At 73.2% G+C, this 23,733-nt stretch carries 23 protein-coding genes; 6 read left to right on the plus strand and 17 right to left on the minus strand.

Going from position 1 to position 23,733, the window contains the following annotated elements; genetic code table 11:
- The 15 genes from nuoN to ABD158_RS12470 all read right to left on the minus strand — a co-directional run.
- Positions 1-1,169, minus strand: a 1,169-nt coding sequence (nuoN, locus tag ABD158_RS12400; protein WP_344008000.1) for an NADH-quinone oxidoreductase subunit NuoN, incomplete at its 3' end; no start/stop codon positions are given.
- Complete coding sequence (locus tag ABD158_RS12405) at positions 1,169-2,737, minus strand: NADH-quinone oxidoreductase subunit M (RefSeq protein WP_344007592.1); 1,569 nt, start codon at positions 2,735-2,737, stop codon at positions 1,169-1,171. The genes ABD158_RS12405 and nuoN, both read right to left, overlap by 1 nt.
- 64 nt (positions 2,738-2,801) lie before the next feature.
- Positions 2,802-4,661: an NADH-quinone oxidoreductase subunit L gene (gene nuoL, locus ABD158_RS12410; protein ID WP_344008002.1), complete on the minus strand. Its 1,860-nt coding sequence runs from the start codon at positions 4,659-4,661 to the stop codon at positions 2,802-2,804.
- Between the two features lie 108 nt (positions 4,662-4,769).
- The gene (gene nuoK, locus ABD158_RS12415; RefSeq protein ID WP_344007594.1) at positions 4,770-5,063 is read right to left on the minus strand and encodes an NADH-quinone oxidoreductase subunit NuoK; all 294 of its coding nucleotides are present in this window, start codon (positions 5,061-5,063) and stop codon (positions 4,770-4,772) included.
- Entirely contained in the window at positions 5,060-5,890 is an 831-nt protein-coding gene (locus ABD158_RS12420) for an NADH-quinone oxidoreductase subunit J (protein WP_425573200.1), read from the minus strand. The genes nuoK and ABD158_RS12420 overlap by 4 nt, the downstream gene beginning before the upstream one ends.
- Before the next feature lie 26 nt (positions 5,891-5,916).
- Positions 5,917-6,483 carry an NADH-quinone oxidoreductase subunit NuoI gene (nuoI, locus tag ABD158_RS12425; protein ID WP_344007598.1) on the minus strand — a complete coding sequence of 189 codons (567 nt, stop codon included), beginning with the start codon at positions 6,481-6,483 and terminating at the stop codon, positions 5,917-5,919.
- Complete coding sequence (gene nuoH / locus ABD158_RS12430) at positions 6,483-7,820, minus strand: NADH-quinone oxidoreductase subunit NuoH (protein WP_344007600.1); 1,338 nt, start codon at positions 7,818-7,820, stop codon at positions 6,483-6,485. Before nuoH ends, nuoI begins: the two co-directional genes overlap by 1 nt.
- Complete coding sequence (locus tag ABD158_RS12435; protein ID WP_344007602.1) at positions 7,817-10,264, minus strand: NADH-quinone oxidoreductase subunit G; 2,448 nt, start codon at positions 10,262-10,264, stop codon at positions 7,817-7,819. The genes nuoH and ABD158_RS12435 overlap by 4 nt, the downstream gene beginning before the upstream one ends.
- A complete protein-coding gene (nuoF, locus tag ABD158_RS12440) occupies positions 10,261-11,598 on the minus strand; it encodes an NADH-quinone oxidoreductase subunit NuoF (RefSeq protein WP_344007604.1) in 1,338 nt (445 codons plus the stop codon). The genes ABD158_RS12435 and nuoF overlap by 4 nt, the downstream gene beginning before the upstream one ends.
- The gene (gene nuoE, locus ABD158_RS12445; protein ID WP_344007606.1) at positions 11,595-12,428 is read right to left on the minus strand and encodes an NADH-quinone oxidoreductase subunit NuoE; all 834 of its coding nucleotides are present in this window, start codon (positions 12,426-12,428) and stop codon (positions 11,595-11,597) included. The genes nuoF and nuoE overlap by 4 nt, the downstream gene beginning before the upstream one ends.
- A complete protein-coding gene (locus ABD158_RS12450; RefSeq protein ID WP_344007608.1) occupies positions 12,425-13,780 on the minus strand; it encodes an NADH-quinone oxidoreductase subunit D in 1,356 nt (451 codons plus the stop codon). The genes nuoE and ABD158_RS12450 overlap by 4 nt, the downstream gene beginning before the upstream one ends.
- Positions 13,780-14,583, minus strand: coding sequence for an NADH-quinone oxidoreductase subunit C (locus ABD158_RS12455; protein ID WP_344007610.1), 804 nt, complete (start codon positions 14,581-14,583; stop codon positions 13,780-13,782). Before ABD158_RS12455 ends, ABD158_RS12450 begins: the two co-directional genes overlap by 1 nt.
- Complete coding sequence (locus tag ABD158_RS12460) at positions 14,580-15,134, minus strand: NuoB/complex I 20 kDa subunit family protein (protein ID WP_344007612.1); 555 nt, start codon at positions 15,132-15,134, stop codon at positions 14,580-14,582. Before ABD158_RS12460 ends, ABD158_RS12455 begins: the two co-directional genes overlap by 4 nt.
- Positions 15,135-15,155: 21 nt before the next feature.
- Complete coding sequence (locus tag ABD158_RS12465) at positions 15,156-15,515, minus strand: NADH-quinone oxidoreductase subunit A (protein ID WP_344007615.1); 360 nt, start codon at positions 15,513-15,515, stop codon at positions 15,156-15,158.
- 292 nt (positions 15,516-15,807) lie between these two features.
- Positions 15,808-16,497 carry a demethylmenaquinone methyltransferase gene (locus tag ABD158_RS12470; RefSeq protein ID WP_344007617.1) on the minus strand — a complete coding sequence of 230 codons (690 nt, stop codon included), beginning with the start codon at positions 16,495-16,497 and terminating at the stop codon, positions 15,808-15,810.
- A gap of 139 nt (positions 16,498-16,636) precedes the next feature.
- Between ABD158_RS12470 and ABD158_RS12475 the strand changes: the two genes are divergently transcribed.
- The 4 genes from ABD158_RS12475 (at position 16,637) to cynS (ending at position 20,190) form a co-directional block, all read left to right on the plus strand.
- Entirely contained in the window at positions 16,637-16,795 is a 159-nt protein-coding gene (locus tag ABD158_RS12475; protein ID WP_344007619.1) for a hypothetical protein, read from the plus strand.
- A 118-nt stretch (positions 16,796-16,913) separates the two neighbouring features.
- A complete protein-coding gene (locus tag ABD158_RS12480) occupies positions 16,914-18,740 on the plus strand; it encodes an ABC transporter ATP-binding protein (RefSeq protein ID WP_344007620.1) in 1,827 nt (608 codons plus the stop codon).
- Positions 18,737-19,636 carry a serine/threonine-protein kinase gene (locus ABD158_RS12485; protein WP_344007622.1) on the plus strand — a complete coding sequence of 300 codons (900 nt, stop codon included), beginning with the start codon at positions 18,737-18,739 and terminating at the stop codon, positions 19,634-19,636. Before ABD158_RS12480 ends, ABD158_RS12485 begins: the two co-directional genes overlap by 4 nt.
- A 104-nt stretch (positions 19,637-19,740) precedes the next feature.
- On the plus strand, positions 19,741-20,190 hold the full coding sequence (gene cynS / locus ABD158_RS12490; protein ID WP_344007624.1) for a cyanase: 450 nt from the start codon (positions 19,741-19,743) through the stop codon (positions 20,188-20,190).
- A gap of 21 nt (positions 20,191-20,211) precedes the next feature.
- On the opposite strand, the gene ABD158_RS12495 is transcribed toward cynS, so the two are convergent.
- Entirely contained in the window at positions 20,212-20,826 is a 615-nt protein-coding gene (locus ABD158_RS12495; protein WP_344007627.1) for a hypothetical protein, read from the minus strand.
- 107 nt (positions 20,827-20,933) lie between these two features.
- Here ABD158_RS12495 and ABD158_RS12500 point away from each other — a divergent pair, with 107 nt between their 5' ends.
- Both ABD158_RS12500 and ABD158_RS12505 read left to right on the plus strand, forming a co-directional pair.
- Positions 20,934-22,214 (plus strand): isochorismate synthase, encoded by a 1,281-nt coding sequence (locus ABD158_RS12500; RefSeq protein WP_344007630.1) that lies wholly within the window; start codon positions 20,934-20,936, stop codon positions 22,212-22,214.
- A gap of 9 nt (positions 22,215-22,223) precedes the next feature.
- Complete coding sequence (locus ABD158_RS12505) at positions 22,224-23,078, plus strand: NAD(P)H-binding protein (RefSeq protein ID WP_344007632.1); 855 nt, start codon at positions 22,224-22,226, stop codon at positions 23,076-23,078.
- Here the strand turns inward: ABD158_RS12505 and ABD158_RS12510 are convergent.
- Positions 23,065-23,712, minus strand: a complete 648-nt coding sequence (locus ABD158_RS12510; RefSeq protein ID WP_344007634.1) for an MBL fold metallo-hydrolase — start codon at positions 23,710-23,712, stop codon at positions 23,065-23,067. The genes ABD158_RS12505 and ABD158_RS12510 overlap by 14 nt on opposite strands.
- Between the last annotated feature and the right edge of the window lie 21 nt (positions 23,713-23,733).

Consider the following 23,733-nt stretch of genomic DNA (forward strand, 5'->3'; position numbering starts at 1 on the left):
AGGGCGAACGAGCCGAGCGTCGCGAAGGCGTAGGTCACCAGGTAGAACAGCACCGCCTGCAGCGACGTGATCTGGGTGTCCCCGATCTCGGCGGTGCTCTGCAGGCCGAGGACGCCGGTCAGGATGAACCCGGTGTGGGCGATCGAGGAGTAGGCCAGGGTGCGCTTCACGTCGGACTGCGAGACCGCCAGCACGGCGCCGAGCAGCATCGTGAGGATCGCGACCACCCAGAGCATCGGCTGCCAGCTCCAGCGCTCCCCGCCGAAGGCGACGTAGAACAGCCGCAGCGTCGCGCCGAAGGCGGCGACCTTCGTCGCGGCCGACATGAACGCGGTGACCGCGGTCGGGGCGCCCTGGTAGACGTCGGGGGTCCAGGTGTGGAACGGCACGGCACCGACCTTGAACAGCATGCCGACGGCGATCATGCCGATGCCCGTCATCAGCAGCACGGACCCGGACTCGCCGCTGGTCACGGCCGCGTCGATCGCGGTGTAGGACATCGAGCCGGCGTAGCCGTAGACGAGGGCGATGCCGTAGATGACGAAGCCCGAGGAGAACGCGCCGAGCAGGAAGTACTTCATGGCCGCCTCCTGGCTGAGCAGGCGACGGCGGCGCGAGAGGCCGCACAGCAGGTAGAGCGGGAGCGACAGCACCTCGAGCGCCACGAACAGCGTGAGGAGGTCGTTGGCGGCGGGGAAGAGCATCATCCCGGCGACCGCGAACAGCAGCAGCGGGTAGACCTCGGTGTGGTCGAGGCCCTGCGTCGACGCACGGCGCTCGGCCTCGGTGCCGGGCAGCGCAGCGGCCTGGCCCGCGAACGCGGACAGTCCCTGCTCGAGGCGACGCTCGGCGAAGAGCCCGACGCCGCCGAGGCCCAGCAGGAGCAGCAGCCCCCACAGGAACATCGTCGGACCGTCGAGCGCCACCGTGTCGCCCACCGTGAGCACGCCGTACGCCGCGCCGTCGGCGAGCGACGGGAGGTCGGCGGCGACGAGCCCGGTGCCGACCAGCGCCACGAGGAGCGCGACGAGCGCGACGCCGACCTGGAGCACGAAGCGCCGGCCCCGGGGGGCGAAGGCCTCGACGAGGACGCCGAGCAGACCCGCGCCGAAGACGACGTAGATCGGCCACAGCACCTCGTGGGCGATGGACGGGGCGGAGAACTCCATCACGGGGTCCCTTCAGGCTGGCTGGCCGGCACGGTCGGGGCCTCGTCGGAGACACCCACCTGCTGCAGCACGTCCTCGACGTAGGGGTTGATCACGTCCAGCGCGGGCATCGGGAAGAACCCGAGGACCACCATGAGCACCACCAGCGGCGCGATCGCGCCGATCTCGCGGGCGCCCAGGTCGGGGGTCGCCCCGCTGGTGACGGCGGTCGCGGGCTCCGAGGGCCCGGTCATCGTGCGCTGGTAGGCCCAGAGCACGTAGATCGCGGCGAGCACGATGCCGGTGACGGCGACCGCGCCCACCCAGGGCGCGTAGACGAACGCACCCACCAGCACGAGGAACTCCGACACGAACGTCGAGAGCCCCGGCAGGCCGAGCGTCGCCAGGCCCGCGACGAGCAGCAGGCCCGCGAGCACCGGGGCGTGCTTCTCGACGCCGCCGAGCTCCCGGATCGAGGCCGTGCCGCGTCGGCGCACCAGGAAGCCGCCGACCAGGAACAGGGCGGCCGTGGCGAGCCCGTGGTTGACCATGTAGAGGATCGAGCCGCTCGTGCCCTGGGTGTTGAGCACGAAGATGCCGAGCACGATGAACCCGAAGTGCGACAGCGAGGTGAGCCCGATCAGGCGCATCAGGTCGTCGGTGCCGATGGCGAGCAGCGCGCCGTAGACGATGGAGACCAGCGCGAGGACGATCACCACCGGGGTGGCCCACTGCGAGGCCTCGGGGAACAGTCCCAGGCAGAAGCGCAGCATCCCGTAGGTGCCGATCTTGTCCAGCACGCAGACCAGCAGCACGCTGACGCCGGGGGTGGCCTTCTCGGTGGTGTCCGCCAGCCAGGTGTGGACCGGGAACAGCGGCGCCTTGATCGCGAACGCGACGAAGAACCCGAGGAACAGCCAGCGCCCGGTCCCGGTCGAGAAGTCCAGCTGGGCGAGGTCGCTCACCAGGTACGACGCCTCGCCCGCGCGGGACGACTCGACGTACAGGCCGATCACGGCACCGAGCAGCACCAGGCCGCCGACCAGCTGGTAGACGAGGAACTTGAGGGCCGCGCGGCCGGCGCCGCGACGACCGAACCCGCCGACGAGGAAGTACGCCGGGATCAGCGTGGCCTCGAAGACCACGTAGAAGAAGAAGACGTCGGTGGCCAGGAACACCGCGATCGCGGCGGCCTCGAGGGCGAGCACCCAGCCCACGAACGCGCGGGGGCTGCGGCCGTCCGCGCTGTCGGTGTCGGGCCAGGAGGCCAGGAGCACCACCGGCACGAGGACGACGGTCAGCAGCACCAGGACCAGGCTCAGCCCGTCCATGCCGACCGCGTAGCTGGCGCCGAAGGCGCCGATCCACTCGTAGGTCTCGGTGTACTGCATCCCGCCGCCCACGCTGTACGACGCGGCGAGCAGCGCCGCGACGACGAGCGCGGCCCCGGAGAAGCCGAGCCCGAGCAGCTTGGGCAGCCGGTCGGCACCGCGCGAGGCGCCGCCGGGCAGCAGACCGCTCACGGCGGTCAGCACCGCGCCGGCCAGGGGCACCAGGATCAGGATGGTCAGCCAGGGGGCGCCGCTCATCGTCCGGCCTCCTCTCGGTCGTCGCGTGCGTGTCGGGTCGTCGGGGCGGGGGTGGGAGGCGTGCTCATGCGAGCGCCACCACCAGCAGGAGGCCGACCACGACGAGCACGCCGAGCAGCACGGACGCGGCGTAGCTGCGCACGAAGCCGTTCTGGAGGCGTCGCAGACGGCCGGAGATGCCCCCGAGGGCGAGGGCGCCGTTCTCCACGGCCCCGTCGACGAGGGTCCGGTCGGTGGTCACCACGCCCGAGACCAGGCGGCGGCCCGGGCCGACGACGACGGCCTCGTTGATCGCGTCGCCGTACAGGTCGGCGCGCGCGGCGCGCGTCGCGAACGACACGTCCGTCGGGGCGGTGCTCGGCACCTCGCGTCGACCGACCAGCACCACGGCCAGCGCGACGCCGATCGCGACGACGACGGTGATGCCGATCGAGAACACGATCGGCGGCACCGGGGTGGAGTGCTCCTCGGCCTCGCCGACGACCGGTGCGAGCCAGTACTTGATCCAGTCGCCGAGGATCAGCACGCCGCCGAGCACCGACAGCGTGGCGAGCACGACCAGCGGGCCGGTCATCACGGCCGGGGACTCGTGGGGGTGGGTCTCCTCCTTCCACCGCTTCGCGGAGAAGAAGGTCATGATCATCAGCCGGGTCATGTAGAAGGCCGTGACCCCGGCGCCGATCACGGCGGCGACGCCGGCGACCGGGTTCTCGAGCAGCGCGGTCTCGATGATCCGGTCCTTCGAGAAGAACCCGGAGAAGAACGGGAAGCCGATGATCGCCAGGTAGCCGAGCCCGAAGGTGATGAAGGTGATCGGCATCGCGCGACGCAGGGCGCCGTACCGGCGCATGTCGACCTCGTCGTCCATGCCGTGCATCACCGAGCCGGCGCCGAGGAACATGTTGGCCTTGAAGAAGCCGTGGGTGATGAGGTGGAAGATCGCGTAGGCGTAGCCCGCGGTGCCGAGACCCGCGGCCAGCATCATGTAGCCGATCTGGCTCATCGTGGAGCCGGCCAGCACCTTCTTGATGTCGTCGCGGGCGCAGCCGATGACGGCGCCCCAGATCAGGGTCACGCAGGCCACGACCACGACGGTGGTCTGGGCGACCGGCGCGTTCTCGAAGACGAAGTTCGAGCGCACCACGAGGTAGACGCCGGCGGTGACCATGGTCGCCGCGTGGATCAGGGCGGAGACCGGGGTGGGACCCTCCATCGCGTCGAGCAGCCAGGCCTGGAGCGGCACCTGGGCGGACTTGCCGCAGGCCCCGACCAGCAGCAGGATCCCGATGACCGTCATCACGGTCTCGCTCGCCTCGCCGGAGACCGCGGAGACGCCGGCGAACGAGCTGGTCCCGAAGGTGACGAACATCAGCATGATCGCCAGGGACAGACCCATGTCGCCGACCCGGTTGATGACGAAGGCCTTCTTGGCCGCCGCCGCCGCGGAGGGCTTGTGCTGCCAGAAGCCGATCAGCAGGTACGACGCGAGGCCGACGCCCTCCCAGCCGAGGAACAGGCCGAGGTAGTCGCCGGCGAGCACCAGCATCAGCATCGCGGCGACGAAGAGGTTGAGGTAGGCGAAGAACCGACGACGACGGGGGTCGTGGCTCATGTAGCCGATGGAGTAGACGTGGATCAGCGAGCCGACGCCGGTGATGAGCAGGACGAACAGGACGGACAGCGGGTCGAGCAGCAGGTCGAAGCCGACCGTGAAGCCGCCGGCGGCGATCCAGTCGTAGAGCCGCATGCCCTGGGAGCGCTCCTCCTCGCCGAGGCCGAGCATCTCGACGAACAGCACCACACCCAGCGCGAACGACGCGACGGAGGCCAGCGTGCCGAGGAGGTGGCCCCACCGGTCGGTGGCGCGACCCCCGAGCAGCAGGATCACCGACCCGGCGAGCGGGATGGCGATCAGCAGCCACATCAGGGCGAAGGGCCCCTCGGCGACGGCCGGGTCGACGACCGGGACCTCGGCGGGCGAGGCGGCCAGCGGCAGAGTCGCGAACGACGTCATGGTCAGCACAGGGCCACCTCAGTACTTCAGCAGGCTCGCGTCGTCGACCGAGGCCGAGCGACGGGTCCGGAAGATGGTCATGATGATCGCGAGCCCCACGACGACCTCGGCGGCGGCGACGACCATGACGAAGAACGCCGCGACCTGCCCCTCGAGGTTGCCGTTCTGGCGGGCGAAGCTCACGAGCGCCAGGTTGGAGGCGTTGAGCATCAGCTCGACGCACATGAACACGACGATGGCGTTGCGACGGATCATCACGCCCGCCGCACCGATGGCGAACAGGATCGCCGAGAGCACGAGGTACTCGGTCACGCGCCCGACCCCCCGTCCTCCTCGCCGCGGCGCACCGAGGCGCCGGGCATCTCGCCCTGGACGTCGTCGCGGCTCGTGGCCGTCTCGCCGCGGGCCGGGTCGACCGGGCGGCCCGACATCTGCCGCTGCACGCCGTCGATGTCGTCGGCCATCGCGGGGGCCGAGCGGACGGTGCCGCGTGCGGTGAGGACGCGGGAGACCGAGGTCGGCGCCGCGGTGCCGTCGGGCAGCAGCGCGGGGGTGTCGACCGCGTTGTGGCGGGCGTACACGCCGGGCGCCGGGAGGGGCCCGAGGTGCGTGCCCTTCTCGGCGTAGTCGGCCATGCGGCGGGCCGCCAGGTCGGCCTGCGTGGCGCGCGGCTCGAGGCGCTCGCGGTGCGCGAGCACCATGGCGCCGAGCGCCGCGGTGACCAGCAGCGCGGCGGTGGCCTCGAAGACCAGCACGTAGCGGGAGAACAGGATCGCGGCGACCCCCTCGATGTTGCCGCCCGCGTTGGCCTGCTCGAGCCCCACCGCGGGGCCGAGGGTGACCTGGCCCAGCCCGACCGCGAGGACCGCGGCGAACAGGACCCCGAGCACCGTGGCGACCACGCGGTGACCGCGGATGGTCTCGACGACGGAGTCCGAGGAGTCGACGCCGACGAGCATCAGCACGAACAGGAACAGCATCATGATCGCGCCGGTGTAGACGATGATCTGCACGGCGAACAGGAACGGCGCCTCCAGCACGGCGTACAGGCAGGCGAGGCTGATCATCACCACGGCCAGCAGCAGCGCGGCGTGCACGGCCTTGCGGACGAACAGCACGCCGAGCGCGGCGAGGACCATGACCGGCGCCAGCACCCAGAAGGCGATCACGCGTCGTCACCCCGCACGGCCGGGCCCGCGGGCTTCGCGGTCGGGGTCGAGGGCGGCGCGGTCGCACCCCGGTAGTAGTCGCCCTCGTCGTCGCCGAGCCGCATCGGGTGCGGCGGCTGCTCCATGCCCGGCAGCAGCGGGGCGAGCAGGTCGGACTTCTCGTAGATCAGGTCCGCCCGGTTGTCGTCGGCCAGCTCGTACTCGTTGGTCATGGTCAGCGCCCGGGTCGGGCACGCCTCGACGCACAGCCCGCACAGGATGCAGCGCAGGTAGTTGATCTGGTAGACGCGGCCGTAGCGCTCACCGGGGCTGAAGCGCTCGCCGGCGGCGTCGTCGTTGGAGGCGCCCTCGACGTAGATGGCGTCGGCGGGGCAGGCCCACGCGCACAGCTCGCAGCCGATGCACTTCTCCAGGCCGTCGGGCCACCGGTTGAGCTGGTGGCGGCCGTGGAAGCGGGGGGCGGTCGGCTGCTTGTCGTAGGGGTACTGCTCGGTGACCACCTTCCTGAACATCGTCCGGAAGGTGACCCCGAACCCGGCGACCTGGTCGCGGAGGGTGGCCATCAGCTCTCCTTGTCGGCGGACGTGCCCGCCGGGGCTCGATCACGGTCAGGGAAGACGAGCGGCTTCGCGGCGCCGCGCACCGCACCGGTCCGGGGCATGGGCGGCGTCGGGAACCGGCCACCCTCCCCCGGGGTGCCGCGGGAGACGCCGCCGGCGTCGGGCAGGCGCCGGGGCTCGGAGCGCGTCGGGTCCTCGTCGGGCTCCTCGTCGCCGCCCAGGAAGAACAGCGCGAGGAAGACCACCGCCAGCACGGCGCCGCCGATGATGATCCACTGCCGGTCCAGGCCGCCCTCGAGGGTGATCATCCGGATGACGGCCACGGCGACGGTCCAGGCCAGGGCGGCCGGGATCAGCACCTTCCAGCCCAGGTTCATGAACTGGTCGTAGCGCATCCGCGGCAGCGTGCCCCGCAGCCAGATGAACACGAAGATGAAGAACAGGACCTTGCCGAAGAACCACAGCACCGGCCAGTAGCCCTCGTTGAAGCCCGGGTAGAGGGTGCCCAGCCCGAACGGCGCGCGCCAGCCGCCCAGGAACAGCGTCGTGGCGATCGCCGAGACGGTGGCCATGTTGACGTACTCGGCGAGGAAGAACAGCGCGAACTTCAGCGAGCTGTACTCGGTGTGGAAGCCGCCGACGAGCTCGCCCTCGGCCTCGGGCAGGTCGAACGGCGCCCGGTTGACCTCGCCGACCATCGACACGACGTAGATGACGAAGGAGGGCAGCAGGACGATGCCGAACCAGATGTCCTCCTGCGCCGCGACGATCTCGGAGGTCGACACCGAGCCGGCGTAGAGGAAGACGGTGACGAGCGCGAGACCCATCGAGACCTCGTAGGAGATCATCTGTGCGCTGGAGCGGAGCCCACCGAGCAGCGAGTACGTCGAGCCGGAGCTCCACCCGCCGAGCACGATGCCGTAGATGCCGATCGAGGCGATCGCCATCACGAACAGCACCGCGACGGGCATGTCGGTCAGCTGCAGCGGGGTGACGACGTCGGTGAACGGGATCCGCACCTCGGGCCCGAACGGGATCACCGAGAAGGTGACGAAGGCGGGGATCACGGTCAGCACCGGCGCGAGGACGAAGACCACCTTGTCGGCGGCCTTCGGGATGATGTCCTCCTTCAGCGCCAGCTTGACCCCGTCGGCGAGCGACTGCAGCAGGCCGAAGGGCCCGTTGACGTTGGGGCCGATGCGGTGCTGCATCCGCGCGACGACCTTGCGCTCCCACCAGATGTTGAACAGCGTGAGGAAGACCAGGACCACGAAGATGAGGACGGCCTTGAGGCCGATCACCCACCAGGGGTCCTGGCCGAACGAGGACAGGTCGGTCACGGCAGGCCCCTCACGGTGACGGTGCTCCCGGGCGAGGCCAGGTCGGCGAGCACGCCGCGGCCGGTGGAGCGGGCGGGCACCCAGACGACGCCCTCGGGCAGGTCCGCGGCGCGCACGGGGAGGTCGATCGAGCCGCGGTCGCCGGTGATCGTGACGTGGCCGCCCATCGCCCGTGCGACGGCCTCGGGCAGCAGCGCGACCGGGGTGCGGGCGGTCGCCCGGAGGTGCTTCTCGCCGTCCTGCATCGACCCGAGGTCGAGCATCTGCTTCCACGTCGCGAGCCGCATCCGCACGCTGCCGGAGGGCGCCGAGCGGTCGGCGGCGCTCAGCGGCGGGCCCGGACGGTGGACCGACATCGCGGCCCGCTCGCCGTCCCAGGCGCCCATCTGCTCCATCCGGGCGCGCGCCTCCAGGGTGTGGCGGAAGCCCAGCGGCCGGCCGAGCTCCTCGGCGACGCCCGCGAGGACCCGGGCGTCGGGCAGCACGCCCGGGTCGCCGAGCACGACGTCGAACGGGCGGGGGCGCCCCTCCCAGGTCACGAAGGTCCCGGCCTTGTCGGCGACCGGCGCGACCGGGAAGACCACGTCGGCGGCCCGGGTCACGTCGGTCTCCCGCAGCTCCAGCGCCACGACGTACGACGCGGCGTCGAGGGCGGCGCGGAACGCGGCCGGGTCGGCGGTGTCGTCGGGGTCAACGCCGCCGACCACGAGGCCGGCGAGGTCGCCGGACAGGGCCGCGGCCACGATCGCGTCGGCGTCGCGGCCCGGGGTCTCGGGGAGGCTCCCGACGCCCCACTCGGCGGCCGCGTCCACGCGGGCGGCGGCGTCCGCGACCGGCCGACCGCCGGGCAGCAGGGTGGGCAGGCAGCCGGTCTCGACCGCGCCGCGGTCACCGGCCCGGCGCGGCACCCAGGCCAGGCGCGCGCCCGTGGACCGGGCGAGCTCGAGCGCCGCGCTCAGCGCCCCGGGCGAGGTGGCCAGGCGCTCGCCGACCAGCACCACGGCGGTGCCGTCGAGGGTGGTCTGGGCGTCCTGGCGCAGGGCCGCCAGGGCGGCGGCCTCCTCGCCGGGCGCCGTCCGGACCAGGCGCCCGTCGAGCTTGGCGAGGCCACGCGTGGTGAACGGCGCGACCGCGACCACGCGGGTGCCCTTGCGGGCGGCCTTGCGCAGCCGCAGGAAGATCGTGCCGGCCTCCTCCTCGGGCTCCAGGCCCGCGAGGACGACGGTCGAGGCGCCCTCCAGGTCGGCGTACGTCGCGCCGCGGCCGGCCAGGCCGGAGAGCACGACCTCGTGGGCGAGGAACTCCGCCTCCTCCCGCGAGTGGGGGCGGGCGCGGAAGTCCACGTCGTTCGTGCCCAGCGCCACGCGGGCGAAGGTCGCGTAGGCGTAGGCGTCCTCGGCGGTCAGCCGGCCACCGGGCAGCACGCCGACGCCGCCGGCCGCGGCCGCGCGGGCCAGCCCGCGGGCGGCGACGGCGAAGGCCTCGGGCCACGAGGCGGGCCGCAGCTCGCCGGTCTCCTCGTCGCGGACGCGGGGGAAGGTCAGCCGGTCGTCACCGCGCGCGTAGTGGAACGCGAAGCGGTCCTTGTCGGTGATCCACTCCTCGTTGACCTCGGGGTCGTTGCCCGCGAGGCGGCGCATCACCTTGCCGCGGCGGTGGTCGACGCGGATCGCGGAGCCGCAGGCGTCGTGCTCGGCGACGGAGGGGCTCGAGACGAGGTCGAAGGGCCGCGAGCGGAACCGGTAGTCGGCGCTGGTCAGCGCACCGACCGGGCAGATCTGGATCGTGTTGCCCGAGAAGTAGGACTCGAAGGGCTGCTTCTCGTAGATGCCGACCTGCTGCAGGGCGCCCCGCTCGACCAGGGCGATGAACGGGTCGCCGGCGATCTGCTCGGAGAAGCGCGTGCAGCGGGCGCAGAGCACGCAGCGCTCCCGGTCGAGGAGCACCTGCGCGGAGATGTTGATCGGCTTGGGGAAGGTGCGCTTGACGCCCTCGAAGCGCGACTCGCCGCGACCGTTGGACAGCGCCTGGTTCTGCAGGGGGCACTCGCCGCCCTTGTCGCAGACCGGGCAGTCCAGCGGGTGATTGATCAGGAGCAGCTCCATGACGCCCTGCTGCGCCTTGTCGGCCTTCGCGTTGGTGGCCTGCGTCTCGACGACCATGCCCTCGGCCACCTGCAGGGTGCAGGAGGCCTGGGGCTTGGGCATGCCCCGGCCGTTGCCGGCGTCGGGGACCTCGACCAGGCACTGGCGGCACGCGCCGACGGGGGCGAGCAGCGGGTGGTCGCAGAAGCGCGGGATCTGCACCCCGATCTGCTCGGCCGCGCGGATGACCAGGGTGTCCTTCGGCACCGACGTCGAGACGCCGTCGATCGTCACCGTGACGAGGTCGCTGCGCTCGACCTCGCTCGACCCGGCCCTCTCGGGCGCCTTCTCGGCGGTCATGCCGTCGCCACCTCCGGGGTGAACACGGTCGAGGCGCGGTAGGGGAACAGCTCCCACGCCGGGGTGTGCATGCCGGCCTCGAACTCCTCGCGGAAGTGCTCCACGGCCGAGGTGATGGGGCTCGTGGCGCCGTCGCCGAGGGCGCAGAACGAGCGTCCGAGGATGTTGTCGCAGAGGTCGACGAGCTTCTCGATGTCGCCCTCCTCGCCCTGCCCGGCCTCCAGCCGCTTGAGGGTCTGCACCAGCCACCACGTGCCCTCGCGGCACGGCGTGCACTTGCCGCAGGACTCGTGCTTGTAGAACTCCGTCCACCGCAGCACGGCACGGACCACCGAGGTGGTCTCGTCGAAGACCTGCAGCGCGCGGGTGCCGAGCATCGAGCCGGCCGCGCCGACCGCCTCGTAGTCGAGGGGGACGTCGAGGTGCTCGGCCGTGAGGATCGGGGTCGAGGAGCCGCCCGGGGTCCAGAACTTCAGCTCGTGGCCCTCGCGGATCCCGCCCGCCATGTCGATGAGCTCGCGCAGCGTGATGCCCAGCGGCGCCTCGAACTGGCCGGGGTTGGTGACGTGGCCCGACAGCGAGTAGAGGACGTGGCCCTTCGACTTCTCCGTGCCCATCGAGGCGAACCACTCGGCCCCGTTGCGGATGATCCCCGGCACCGAGGCGATGGACTCGACGTTGTTGATCACGGTGGGGCTCGCGTACAGGCCCGCGACCGCGGGGAACGGCGGGCGCAGCCGGGGCTGCCCGCGGCGGCCCTCGAGGGAGTCCAGCAGCGCCGTCTCCTCCCCGCAGATGTAGGCGCCCGCGCCGGCGTGGACGACCACGTCGAGGTCGTAGCCGGAGCCGTGGATGTCGCGGCCGAGGTGGCCCGCGTCGTACGCCTCGCGCACGGCCTGCTGCAGGCGGCGGACGACCTGGAGGATCTCGCCGCGCACGTAGATGAAGGCGTGGTGGGCGCGGATCGCGTACGACGCGAGGATCACGCCCTCCACCAGCAGGTGGGGACTGGCCATCATCAGCGGGGTGTCCTTGCAGGTCCCCGGCTCGGACTCGTCGGCGTTGACGACGAGGTACTTGGGGTTGGGGTTGTCCTGCGGGATGAAGCCCCACTTCATGCCGGTGGGGAAGCCCGCGCCGCCGCGACCGCGGAGCCCGGAGTCCTTGACCTCGCCCACCACCTGCTCGGGGGTCATCTCGGCCAGGGCGCGGCGCGCCGCCCGGTAGCCGCCACCGGTCTCGTAGACCGGCAGCGTCCAGCTGCGCTTCTCGCCCCAGTCGGCGCTGAGGACCGGGGTGAGGGGGTCGATCGGTCGTGCCTGCTGCTCGGTCACTGGGCCTCGTCTCCGCTGCCGGGTGCGTCCTCGTGGGTGGCGTCGGCCGGGGAGGCGGCCGTCGCGGCCGCCCCCTCCTCGCCGGCGTCCTGGGTGGCCTGCGCGGCCTCGCTGCGCAGCTCGCCCTCGTCCTGGCGGTCGGCCGCGCGACCCGCGTCGGCCGGCGGCGGCTCCCAGCCCTGCCGCAGGGCCATCTGCAGGCCCAGCAGGGAGGGGAAGCCCGCCGAGGGGCCCTCGTCGCTGCGGCCGTCGTCGAAGCCGGCCAGGACGCGCTCGGCCTGGCGGAAGCTGCAGATCCGCGGCCCGCGGGTGGAGCGGACCTCGGCGCCGGAGCGCAGCTCGTCGACCAGGCGCACCGCGGACTCCGGGGTCTGGTCGTCCATGAACTCCCAGTTGACCATCACCACCGGGGCGTAGTCGCAGGCCGCGTTGCACTCGACGTGCTCGAGCGTGATGCTCCGCTCCCCCGGCCCGGCCTCGGTGGTCTCGTCGTTGCCGACGTCGAGGTGGTCCTGGAGGCGCTCGAAGATCTCGTCGCCGCCCATGATCGCGCAGAGCGTGTTGGTGCACACCCCGACGTGGTAATCGCCGACGGGGCGACGCTTGTACATCGTGTAGAAGGTCGCGACCCCGCTGACCTCGGCGGTGGAGATGCCGAGCACCTGCGCGCAGGCCTCGATGCCCTCGGCGGTCACCCGGCCCTGCGCGCTCTGCACGAGGTGCAGCATCGGCAGGAGACCTGAACGGGCCTCGGGGTAGCGCGCCGCGATCTGGGCCAGCTCGGCCCACGTCTGCTCGTCGAGGCCGCCCTGGTGGTCCTGCACGGTCATCGGTCGACGCCTCCCATGACGGGGTCGATGGAGGCGATGGCGACGATGACGTCGGAGACCATGCCCCCCTCGCTCATCAGGCCGGTGGCCTGCAGGTTCACGAACGACGGGTCCCGGAAGTGGGCCCGGGCCGGGCGGGTCCCGCCGTCGGAGACGACGTGGCAGCCCAGCTCGCCGCGCGGCGACTCCACCGGCACGTAGGCCTGGCCGGGCGGGACGCGGAAGCCCTCCGTCACCAGCTTGAAGTGGTGGATCAGCGCCTCCATCGACTCGCCCATGATGTGGCGGATGTGGTCGAGGGAGTTGCCCATGCCGTCGGAGCCGATCGCGAGCTGGCTGGGCCACGCGATCTTCTTGTCGGCGACCATCACCGGCGCGCCCTCGAGCTTGGCGAGACGGGCCGCGGCCTGCTCCACGATGCGCAGGGACTCGTGCATCTCGGCCAGCCGGATCCGGAACCGGCCGTAGGAGTCGGCGGTGTCCCAGGTCTGGACGTCGAAGTCGTAGGTCTCGTAGCCGGAGACGGGCTCCGACTTGCGCAGGTCCCACGGCAGCCCGGTCGAGCGGAGCACGGGGCCGGTGATCCCGAGCGCGAGGCACGCCTCGAGGTCGAGGTGACCGACGCCGTCGAGGCGGGCGCGGAAGATCGGGTTCGCGTTGCACAGCGCGGCGTACTCGGTCAGGCGCCGGCGCATCAGCGGGATGAACGAGCCGATCTCGTCCAGCGCGTTGGCCGGCAGGTCCTGCGCGACGCCGCCGGGCCGGATGTAGGCGTGGTTCATCCGCAGCCCGGTGATCAGCTCGAACAGGTCGAGCACGAGCTCGCGCTCGCGGAAGCCGCAGGTCATCACCGTGAGCGCCCCGAGCTCCATGCCGCCGGTGGCGATGGCCACGAGGTGGGAGGAGATGCGGTTCAGCTCGAGCATCATCACGCGGATGACCTGGGCCCGCTCCGGGACGTCGTCGGTGATGCCGAGCAGCCGCTCGACGCCCAGGCAGTAGGTCATCTCGTTGTAGAACGGCGACAGGTAGTCCATCCGGGTGCAGAACGTGACGCCCTGCACCCAGGTGCGGTACTCCATGTTCTTCTCGATGCCGGTGTGGAGGTAGCCGATCCCGCACCGCGCCTCGGTGACCGTCTCGCCCTCGAGCTCGAGGATGAGCCGGAGCACGCCGTGGGTCGACGGGTGCTGCGGACCCATGTTGACGACGACCCGCTCCTCGTAGTCCTCGTCGTTGCCGGCGAGACCGGCGGCGATGCTGTCCCAGTCCTGGCCGGTGACGGTGAAGACCCGGGCCTGCTCCTCCTCGGAGCCGGGCGGGGCGAAGACGTCGGACTCGGTGGTGCTCATCAGGTGTACGCCCTCCGCTGGTCCGGCGGCGGCACGGTGCCGCCCTTGTACTCCACGGGGATGCCGCCCAAGGGGTAGTCCTTGCGCTGCGGGTGGCCCGGCCAGTCGTCGGGCATGAGGATCCGGGCGAGGGCGGGGTGGCCCTCGAAGACGATCCCGAACATGTCGTAGGTCTCGCGCTCGTGCCAGTCGGCCGTGGGGTAGACCGTCACGACGCTGGGGACCCGGGGGTCGGCGTCGGGGCAGGCGACCTCGACGCGGACCCGCCGGTTGTGGGTCATCGACAGCAGGTGGAGCACGGCGTGCAGCTCGCGCCCGGTGTCACCGGGGTAGTGCACCCCCGAGACGCCCGAGCACAGCTCGAAGCGCAGCCGCTCCTCGTCGCGCAGCAGGCGGGCGACCGCGAGCAGGTGGTCGCGGTGGACGTGGAGGGTGAGCTCGCCGCGGTCGATCACGACCCGGTCGAGCGCGGTCTCGAGCGCGCCGTCGGTCCAGGCGGCCTCCAGCGCGTCGACCACCTCGTCGTACCAGCCGCCGAAGGGGCGCTGCGCCGGTCCCGGGAGGATCGTCGGCTGCACGAGGCCGCCGTAGCCGGAGGTGTCCCCGGAGCCGCGCACGCCGAACATCCCGGTGCGGGTGCCGACCTGCTCGACGCGACGGCCGGCGGCGTCCGCGGGGCGCTCCGCGGGGACACCGGGGGCGTTCTCCGGGGAGGCGTCGACGGCCCGCTGGTCGGGGGCCTGGCCCACGGGCTCCTTGCCCCCGGCGCCGTCGGCCGACTTCTCGGGCGGCTGGCTGGTCATCGCATCCGGCCCTGGAGCTCGGAGGTCGCGGGCGCCGCGAGCGCGGCGGCCTCGAGCTCGGCGACCTCGGCGACCCGGTGCGGCCCGAGCTTGGTCGCCTGCACCTGGTCGTGGAGCTTGAGGATCGCGTCGATCAGCATCTCCGGGCGCGGCGGGCAGCCCGGGAGGTACATGTCGACGGGCACGACGTGGTCGACGCCCTGCACGATCGCGTAGTTGTTGAACATGCCGCCGGAGCTCGCGCACACGCCCATGGCGAGCACCCACTTGGGCTCGGCCATCTGGTCGTAGATCTGGCGCAGGACCGGGGCCATCTTGTTGCTGACCCGTCCCGCCACGATCATCAGGTCGGCCTGCCGCGGGCTGGCGCGGAAGACCTCCATCCCGAAGCGGGCGAGGTCGTACTTGGGGCCGCCGGACGTCATCATCTCGATGGCGCAGCAGGCCAGGCCGAACGTCGCGGGCCAGAACGACGCCTTGCGCATGTAGCCGGCGACGCCCTCGACGGTCGTCAGCAGCACACCGCTCGGCAGCTTCTCCTCGAGTCCCATGTCACGCTCCCTCGGGGCTTGTCAGTCCCAGTCGAGTCCACCGCGACGCCACTCGTAGGCGTAGGCGATGGTGATGTTGAACAGGAACAGCACGACGGCGACGAGGCCGAACCACGAGAGCTGGTCGAAGTAGACCGCCCAGGGCACGAGGAACATGATCTCGACGTCGAAGATGATGAAGGTCATCGCGACGGTGTAGTACTTCACCGGGATCCGGCCGCCGCCGAGCGGCTGCGGGGTGGGCTCGATGCCGCACTCGTAGGAGTCCAGGCGCACCCGGTTGTAGCGGGCGGGTCCCGTGAGCCCCGTGATCGCGACGGAGAACAGCGCGAAGCCGGCGGCCAGCGCGGCCAGCACCAGGACGGGGGTGTAGAGCTCCATCCTCAGTCCCTCCTCGGACCTGCCCGACCCCGCTCGACGCGACCGGCACCGGGCCCCGCCACCACGCCGAGACGCGGCGGAACGGGTTGCTTTGTGACCTTGTGAACACCTTCACGAAGTGTTCCGGGCCACACCATACGCCGCGGAATACCTCACCGCACCCCGGGGTTGGCACGCTGGAAATGGGCCCTGACCTGCCGATTTACCTCACGGTCGGCTTGCGTAATCGGGCTGTGACCTGCGACCGCTCACACGCCCCCGGCCCGGGCGGAGCGGGCGGACGCAGGCGGGCTCAGGCGGTGGCGCGGTGGAGGGCGACGATGCCGCCGGAGAGGTTGCGCCACTCGACGTCGCGCCAGCCGGCGGCGGCGAGCTGGTCGGCGAGGCCCTGCTGGTCGGGCCAGGCGCGGATCGACTCCGCCAGGTAGACGTAGGCGTCGGGCGCCGACGACACCGCGCGGGCGATCGTCGGCAGCGCCTTCATCAGGTACTCGAGGTAGACGGTGCGGAAGGGCGGGAAGGTCGGGTGGCTGAACTCGCAGACCACCAGGTGCCCGCCCGGACGGGTGACGCGCCGCATCTCGGCGAGGCCGGCGGCGGGATCGACGACGTTGCGCAGGCCGAAGGAGATCGTGACGGCGTCGAAGGAGTCGTCCGCGAACGGCAGCCGCGTGGCGTCGCCGGCCGTGAAGGGCAGCGTGGGCCGGGCCTGCTTGCCCACGCGCAGCATGCCGAGGGAGAAGTCGCAGGGCACCACCAGGGCCCCGACCTCCTCGAACGGCGTGCTCGAGGTGCCGGTGCCGGCCGCCAGGTCGAGGACCCGGTCGCCCCGCTGCGGGGCGACGGCGTCGAAGACCTCGCGGCGCCAGCGGCGGTCCTGGCCCAGCGACAGCACGTCGTTGGTCAGGTCGTAGCGGCGGGCGACCGCGTCGAACATCCGCTGGACGTCGGCGGGCTGTTTGTCGAGCTCGGCGCGGGGCACGCCACCAGCCTCCCAGAGCCCGACAACGTTCGTGAGAGAGCCCTCATCCGTCTCTCACAGGTGCCTCACGCGGGGGCGTCAGAGTTCTTCTCGTCAGCCCGGGAGACACCCGGGACACCCCGATGGAAGAGGTTCCACCATGGCTCGCTCCAGCATCTTCTCCGCCCTCCAGCCCGCGCGGATGTCCGCCGAGGGTCGGCGCTCGTCCTCCGACGACAACCGTCGCCGTCGGCGCAACAAGCGTCGTCGCAACCGTCGTCGCAACCGCTCGCGCAGCGGCCGTTCGCGCACCAACTGACGCACCGGCCGAGCGCCGGCCCGCCGGGCCGACGCACCGGCCGACGAGGTCGGACCAGGCACCGGGTGGGTGGCTCGTGTTGGGAGCCACCCACCCGGCCCGTTCGTGAGGATCCCCGATGAGCAGCACTTCCACCACTCCGCCCACCCGGCGGCAGCGGATGGCCGCCTCGCTGCGGCCCGACGGTCGCGACGACCACCTCGTGGCCCAGGCCACGGGCATGACGGTCGTCGAGGTCGTCCGCCGCTTCTGGCCGCGACTGCGCTCGCTGCGGTGGTGGCTGCTCCTGGGTCTCCTGCTCCTGCTCGCCGCGCCCGCGATCGCGACGGTCGAGATCCTGCTGTTCTCCCGTCTCGTCGACGACGTCCTCGTGCCCGCCGACTGGCGGCCCCTGATCTGGCTCGCCGCGGCGTACCTGGGTCTCAACGTGCTGAGCGCCGTGGTGAGCGGCGCCGACGACTACCTCGGCACCTGGGTCTCGCAGCGCTTCCTCGTCGGGCTGCGGCGCGACGCCTTCTCCCACGTCCTCGCCCTGCCCTCGCACGCGCTCGACCGGCGGCGGCTCGGTGACACCCTCGCGCGCCTGACCTCCGACATCGGCAGCGTCGAGCGCTTCATGGTCGGTCAGCTCTCCGCCGGTCTCGGCGCCCTGGCCACCCTCCTGTTCTACGTCGGCGCCCTGCTGTGGCTGCAGTGGGAGCTGGCGCTGGCGTCCTTCGTCGTCGTGCCGCTCTTCTGGTGGGTGTCGAAGAAGTTCGCCACCCTCACGCGCGACATCTCCCGCGAGCGGCGCCGCCGCGGCGGCTCGCTGTCGTCGCTGACCGAGGAGAGCCTCGGCAACGCCGCTCTCGTGCAGACCTACGGCCGAGAGGAGCAGGCGGTCGCGGCGTACCACCGCCAGAACCGCGCCATCGCCCACGCCGAGCTCGCCGGCAGCCGCATCCGGTCGGTCTTCCTGCCGCTCGTCGACCTCGCCGAGCTGATCGGCATCCTCGTCGTCATCGGCCTCGGGGTGTGGGCGCTCGCCACCGGCCGGCTCACCCTCGGCGGCCTGCTGGCCTTCCTCACGCTGCTCACCCAGTGCTACCGCCCGATCCGCGACCTCTCCGACCTGCTGCCGTCGCTGTACTCCGCGACCGCCGGCGTCGAGCGCGTCGTCGAGCTGCTCGACGAGCCGCTGGCCGGCGACCGCCCCGGCGCCACCGACCTGGTCGTCACCCGCGGCGAGGTCGAGCTGCGCGGCGTCCGCGTCGCCTACCCGGCCGCCGACGACGCCCCCGCCCCGCGACCCGTGCTCGACGGGCTCGACCTGCACCTGCGGGCCGGCGAGGTGGTCGCGCTGGTCGGGGCCAGCGGCTCCGGCAAGTCGACGGTCGCCCGGCTGCTCACCCGTCACCTGCGGCCGGAGGCGGGCACCGTCGTCGTCGACGGGCAGGACCTCTCCGACGTCACCGCCTCCTCGGTGCGGCGGGCCGTGACCGTGGTGCTGCAGGAGAACCTGCTGCCCGACGCGACCGTCCACGACGCGATCGCGTTCGCCCGTCCGGGTGCGACCCGCGCCGAGGTGGTCCGCGCCGCCCACGCGGCGGACGCCCACGCCTTCATCACCCGGCTGCCCGACGGCTACGACACCCGCATCGGCCAGCGCGGGCGCACCCTGTCCGGCGGCCAGCGCCAGCGGCTCTCGCTCGCCCGGGCCCTGCTGCACGACGGCTCGGTGCTCGTCCTCGACGAGCCGACCACCGGGCTGGACGCCGACTCCAGCCGCCGACTGCTGTCCGCGGTCCTCGACGGCGCCCGCGACCGCACCGTGCTGCTGCTGACCCACGACCCCGTGGCGCTCGAGCACGTCGACCGCGTCGTGCGGCTGCCCGACCCGGGCGCCGAGCCCGCCGCCGCCGACACCGCGCCGACCTCGCGGGAGACCGCCGGGAGCCCGGCGTGATCGGCCTGCGCTCGTCCCGGCGTACGACGGGGGGCACGGGGGGCACGGACGCCGAGCGCACCGCGGCCGCGGTGGCGACCGGCGGGGTCCTGCCCGCGGCGTACGAGCCGCTCGCGGTGCTCGCCCACGGCCGGCGCACGATCACCTGGGACGCCTGGGACACGGCGCGCGACGCCCGCTGCGTGGTCAAGGTGCTGCGGGCCGACCGGCTGCGCGACGCCGACGCCGAGGAGCACCGGCGGCTGACCGAGGCGACGCTGACCGAGGGGCGCCTGCTCGTCGAGCTGGGCCACCCCCACCTCGTGCGGGGCTACGACGTCCTGGTCGACCCCCTGCCCGGGGTCGTGATGGAGACCCTCGGCGGCGCGTCGCTCGACGCGGTCGTCGAGGACCACCCGCTCGACGCCGCCGACACCGCCCTGCTCGGGCTGCAGCTGTGCTCCGCCCTCGGGTGGCTGCACCGCCACGACTGGCTGCACCTCGACCTCAAGCCCGCCAACGTCGTGGTGGAGGCCGGCCGCGCGAAGGTGATCGACCTCGGGCTGGCCGGGCGGCCCGGGGACGGACAGCCCGGCAGCGGCACGCGCGGCTACCTGGCCCCCGAGCAGGCCACCGGCCGCGGCCTGTCGCCGTCGACCGACGTGTGGGGCCTCGGGGTGACCCTGCTGGAGTGCCTCACCGGCGACCTCCCCTTCGGCGACGAGGCGACCTGGGAGTCGCGGCGGCGACGCCCGCTGCTGGACCGTCGGATGCCGCGGGCACCGCAGGCCGTGCCCGACGAGGTGCCGCCGGCGATGGCGGCGGTGCTGCGCGGCTGCGTCGCCCTGGACCCCGCCGCGCGCCCGGACCTCACCGAGGTCCGCGGGGTGCTGCGCGAGGTCGCGAGCGACCGCTGAGCAGCGGCCCGGGGCTGGTCGGCGCGGCGCGTCCGCTCCGGCGCGCCCGCCGGGCAGGCTGGGCGGTGGGTCCCCCACCCTCGGTCGAAGGAGCAGGTGCAGCGATGGAACCGATCATGGACAAGGGCGAGGCCGCCAGGCTCGTCGAGACCGCGCGGGTGCGTGCGGGCCTGACCTGGGCGGAGATCGCGGAGCGGATCGACGCGCCGCTGGTGTGGACCACGGCCGCCCTGCTCGGTCAGCACCCCGTCCCGGCCGACAAGGCCGACGCCGCGTGCGCGGTGCTCGGCCTGGACGAGGCGGTGGCCGAGAGCCTGCGCCAGCAGCCCTCCCGGAGCATCGACCCCGCCCTGCTGCAGGACCCGACGATCTACCGTCTCTCCGAGGCGCTCGCCGTCTACGGACCGGCGCTCAAGGCGCTCATTCACGAGGAGTTCGGCGACGGGATCATGAGCGCCATCAACTTCAAGGTCGACATCGACCGGCGCCCCGACCCGGACGGCGACCGGGTCGTCATCACCTTCGACGGCAAGTTCCTCGACTACCGCTGGTGAGCGGCCCGTCGACCGCGCGCCTCAGGCGGCGTTGAGCTCCCACACCTCGTTGACCATCGCGACGGCGGAGTCGACGTCGAGGCCGCCGACGAGGCGGACCGTCAGGCCGGGCTCGGTGCGCTGGCAGGACGCACCGGAGACCTCAGCCTCGGGCAGCGGCTGCTGGGTCTGGGGGTCGACCTCGGTCCAGTTGACCTCGCAGGTCACCTCGCCCTCCTCGACGACCTCCACGGGCGGGCGGCTGAGGCCGAACGCCTCCGGGTCGACCAGCTGGGCGGGCACCACCGGGCCGGCCTCCGCGCCGTAGACCTGCACGGTGGGCGCGGCGGTCAGGTCCTCGTTGACGTACTGCCGGCTCTCACCTCCGCCCTCGACGATGTCGTCGAGGACCTCGTCGGCGTAGACGCTGTTGGCGGCGAGGCTGGCGACCTGGTCCTCGGGGATGCCCTCGGCCCCCAGGTCGAGCGCGCGCCAGCCGCCGGCGAGCTCGTCGGGCAGCTCGACCTCGCCGAGCTGCGGGGCGGCCTCCGAGGAGACCTTCGGCAGCACGACGGCGAACACGACGAGCAGGGCGAGCGCCGCGACGCCGGCGACCACGCCGAGCGCCGCGACCGTACGGTTGCGAGGGGTCTTCACGACGCCGAGGCTACCCAGGCGGCCCGCGTGCGGCCCGCCCGGCCGCTGAGGCGGACGTCACCCGCCTGCGGGGCAGGTGGCGCCGGACGCGGGGCTACCCTCGAAGGGTGACCTCCGCCGTCGACCCCGCGTCGGGCGCCCGCCTCGCGCCGGGCCCCGGTCCGCTGGTCTCCCGGACGGTCCGCCTCGACCCGGGCGTCGCCTCGTCGCTCCTGACGCTGCTGCCCACCGACGGTCCGCTCGCCTGGGTGCGCCGCGGCGAGGGCCTCGTCGGGTGGGGCCGCGCCGCCGAGGTCCGCACCTCCGGGCCCGGTCGCTTCGACGAGGCCGACGCCTGGTGGTCCGAGCTCGTCGGCCACGCCGTGGTGCGCGACGAGGTGTCCGTGCCGGGCACCGGGCCGGTCGCCTTCGGCAGCTTCGCCTTCGCCGACGACCCGGGCAGCTCGGTGCTCGTCGTGCCGGAGGTGCTCGTCGGCCGCCGCGGGGACGACGCCTGGCTGACCACCGTCGGCCGCGGCAGCATCGCCTCGACCGACCTCGCGACCCCGGAGCCGCCCGAGGCCCCGACCGGCGTCACCTTCGCCGACGGCGCGCTCGACGGCGAGGCGTGGATGTCCGCCGTCGCGACCGCCGTCCGACGCATCGAGGCCGGGGAGGTCGACAAGGTCGTCCTCGCCCGCGACCTGCTGGCCACGGCCGACGCCCCGTTCGACGTGCGCTGGACGCTCGGCCGTCTGGCCGGCTCCTACCCCACCTGCTGGACCTTCCACGTCGACGGCCTGCTCGGCGCGACCCCCGAGATGCTGCTGCGCCGCGAGCGCGGCCTGGTGACCTCCCGGGTCCTCGCGGGCACGATCCGCCGCACCGGCGACGACGAGCACGACCTCGCCCTCGCCGCCGCGCTCGCGCGCTCCTCGAAGGACCTCGAGGAGCACGAGTACGCCGTGCGCTCGGTCGCCGAGGCGCTCGAGCCGCACTGCTCCTCGGTCAACGTGCCGGACTCGCCGTTCGTGCTGCACCTGCCCAACGTCATGCACCTCGCCACCGACGTCGCCGGCAACGTGCACGACCCGCGCGGCGTCTCCTCGCTGCGGCTCGCCGCCGCGCTGCACCCCTCGGCGGCGGTGGGCGGCACCCCGACGCCGGCCGCGGTGCGGCTGATCAGCGAGCTCGAGGGCATGGACCGGGGCCGGTACGCCGGTCCGGTCGGCTGGACCGACGCCGACGGGGACGGCGAGTGGGGCCTCGCGCTGCGCTCCGCGGAGGTCCACGGCGACACCGTCCGGCTCTTCGCCGGCTGCGGCATCGTCGCCGGCTCCGACCCGGAGGCCGAGCTCGCGGAGGCCCAGGCCAAGTTCGTGCCCGTCCGGGACGCGCTCGCGCCGTAGGGTCGCGGCATGACCCTGGCCCTCACCGGCGCCACCGGCGCCCTCGGCGGCCTCGTCGCCACCGCTCTCGCCGACCTCGCTCCCCTGCTGGTGGTGCGCTCCGCCTCCCGGCTGTCCCCCTCGCTCGCCGCCGCGGCGGGCGAGGTCCGCGAGGCGTCGTACGACGACGGCGCGGCGTGCCGGGCCGCGTTCGCCGGCGCCGAGGTGCTGCTGCTCGTGTCCGGCGCCGAGTCCGCCGACCGGCGGGCGCACCACCGCTCGGCGATCGCCGCGGCCGCGGCGGCCGGGGTGCGGCACGTCGTCTACACCTCGTTCGCCGGCGCCGCCCCGGACGCCACCTTCACCCTCGGGCGCGACCACGCGGACGCCGAGTCGGCGCTGCGGGAGTCCGGCCTGACCTGGACGGTGCTGCGCGACAGCTTCTACGCCGAGGTCGTGCCGCTCTTCGCCGACGCCGAGGGCGTCGTGCGCGGGCCCGCCGCCGACGGCCGGGTCGCGCTGGTGGGGCGCGCCGACGTGGCCGCGGTCGCCGCGACCGTGCTCCGCGACGCGGTCGGCGGGTCGCACGCGCACGACGGCGCGACGTACACGCTGACGGGGCCGGAGGCCCTGACGATGCCGGAGGCCTGCGCCCGCGCCGGCGCGGTCGTCGGCCGCGCGCTGCGCTTCGAGCCGGAGACGGTCGAGGAGGCCTACGCCTCGCGCGCCGCGGCGTATCCCGACGAGCCGGACTGGCAGCTCGACGCCTGGGTCAGCACCTACACCGCGATCGCGGACGGGTCCGTCGCCGAGGTCAGCGGCGACGTCCGGGCCGTCCTGGGCCGCGACCCGCTGCCGCTGGAGGCGTGCCTCACCTCGGCGTGAGGTCCTCGCCGTCGGCCAGGCGCACGTAGGCCTGCCCGGCCGGGTCGAGGAAGCGCCCCATGTGGCCGGCCAGGATGCCGTGGGCGGCCTCGGAGTAGATGCGGTCGTGGATCGCGACGTTGCGCGGCGCGCCGACCGCGCGGGCGTAGTCGATGGCCTCGGACGCCTTGAGCCACGGCGCCGAGGACGGCACGCAGAGCACGTCGACCGCGGCGTCGGGCACGACGAGGCTGTCGCCCGGGTGGTGCACGACGGTGTCGCCGAGGGTGAAGGTGAAGCCCGAGTTGTCGAAGCCCGGCAGCTCGGGGTGGATGACCGCGTGCGCCTCGCCGACGGCCCGCACGTCGATCCCCGCGGCGGTGAAGGACTCGCCCGGCGCGACGACCACGACGCGCTCGGCGACGTCCGGCGCGTCCTCGGCGATCCGCGCCGCGACGGCCGCGATCGTCAGCACCGGGGCGGACGTGCGGCGCAGGGTGGCGGCGTCGTAGTGGTCGGGGTGCTCGTGGGTGATCAGCACGGCGTCGACGCCGTCGACGGCCTCGGGGTCGGTGAACCCGCCCGGGTCCACCACCACCGTCGACCCGTCGTACGAGAGGCGGACGCAGGCGTGCCCGAGCTTGGTCAGTCGCATGCGCCCATCCTGCCCCGGCGG

Origin of the sequence: Nocardioides lentus (genome assembly GCF_039529515.1) — a bacterium.
In the GTDB taxonomy this organism is placed as follows: domain Bacteria; phylum Actinomycetota; class Actinomycetes; order Propionibacteriales; family Nocardioidaceae; genus Nocardioides; species Nocardioides lentus.